Source organism: Lacisediminihabitans sp. (assembly GCF_036404185.1).
Taxonomy (GTDB): domain Bacteria; phylum Actinomycetota; class Actinomycetes; order Actinomycetales; family Microbacteriaceae; genus Lacisediminihabitans.
The window spans coordinates 1-1,562 of record NZ_DASWPB010000186.1; the positions used below are offsets into that span (position 1 = coordinate 1).

Genomic DNA, 1,562 nt, shown 5'->3' on the forward strand with positions numbered 1-1,562 from the left:
CGACGGCCGATGTACGCCTCGATCACCGCGGGGTCGTGGCGCACGTCCTCCGGGCGTCCCTCGGCGATGATCCGGCCGCCGTCCATCACGATGATCCGGTCCGAGACGGTCATCACCAGATCCAGCTTGTGCTCGACCAGAAGGATGGCCTGCCCCTCCGCTTTGAGCTCGAGCAGCTGCTCGAGCACCTCGGCGGTCTCAGACTGGTTCATCCCCGCGGTCGGCTCGTCGAGGACCAGCAGCTTGGGGCTCAGGGCCAGCGCCCTGGCGATCTCGGTTCGGCGCCGGTTGGCGTAGCTGAGGGAGTATGCCGGGTCGTCGCGACGAGGTCCGAGGCGCGCCTCGAACCGGTGGATCTCGGTGTCGACGACGGCGGCGATCTCTCTGCCCTCCCGGCGCGAGGCCGGCGTGCCGATGATCGCGATGAACAGCTCCCCGAGCAGGGGGATCCAGCGCAGCAGGAAGAGATTGGAGAGCCTGTGGAACGGCCGGCTCGCGCGCAGGGTCGAGTGCAGACCCACCTCGATGTTGTCCGCCACCGACAGGGTCGCGAACACCCGGCCGTTCTGGAACGTCCGGGCGATGCCGTGCTCGGCGATGCGCGCGCTGTCCGCACGGTCGATCCGAGTGCCGTCGAGGACGATGGACCCCCCGTGGGGCCGGATGATCCCGGTCACGAGGTTGAGGGTGGTGGTCTTGCCCGAGCCGTTGGGGCCGATGATCGACACCACCTCACCGGGTGCGACCGTGAACGAGATGGCGTCCACGGCCTTGAGCCCCTCGAAGTGGCGCTCCAGGTTCTCGACCGCCAGCAGCACGTCGCTCACGAGTTCTTCACCAGGATTCCTCCGGGACGGAACCTCACGACGAGGATCAGCACCAGGCCGTAGACGATAATCCGCAGCTCGGGGGTGAACCTCAGCAGTTCCATGGCGCCGATGAGGATGATCGACCCGACCACCGCGCCGTAGGGCAGGCCGACCCCGCCCATGATGACGATCGTGACCACGAGCAGGGACATGAGCATCGTGAAGATGGTCGGGTCGATGTAGGTGTATTGATGCGCGAGCAGCGAGCCGCCGACGCCGGCGAAGAAGGCGGAGATGGCGAAGGCGAGGGCCTTGTAGTTCCGCCCGCGGACGCCGGAGGCCAGGGCGGCGACCTCGTCGGATCCGACGGAGGAGATCACCTTGCCCAGGTGGGAACGACGGATGCGCCACATCACGACGAGGGTGATCACCAGCACCCCGAAGTCGATGAGGTAGTACGCCGTCGGCGTCGACAGGGTCGCGCCGAACCACCGGGGAACGGGGATGTTGTAGATGCCCTGGGGGACCAGCAGCTGGATGACGGCGACGATGGCGATGCCGAGCCCGAGGGTCGCGATGGAGATGTAGTGCCCCTTCACCCCCCAGATGGGAGAGGCCAGCACCGAGGCCACGATCGCGGCGCAGAGCCCGGCGAGCGGCAGCGCCAGCCAGAACGAGAAGTGCAGGTACAGGGTCAGCACCGCGGACATGTAGGCGCCGATGGCGATCGGCCCCGCCTGACCGAGCGCGAGC

At 67.7% G+C, this 1,562-nt stretch carries 2 protein-coding genes; both read right to left on the minus strand.

Annotation, left to right across the window (positions count from 1 at the left end; translation table 11 throughout):
- Positions 1–827 (minus strand): ABC transporter ATP-binding protein (locus VGC18_RS13345; protein ID WP_331098187.1); only part of this gene is annotated, 827 nt, incomplete at its 3' end.
- Positions 824–1,562, minus strand: a 739-nt coding sequence (locus tag VGC18_RS13350; protein WP_331098188.1) for a branched-chain amino acid ABC transporter permease, incomplete at its 5' end; no start/stop codon positions are given. The genes VGC18_RS13350 and VGC18_RS13345, both read right to left, overlap by 4 nt.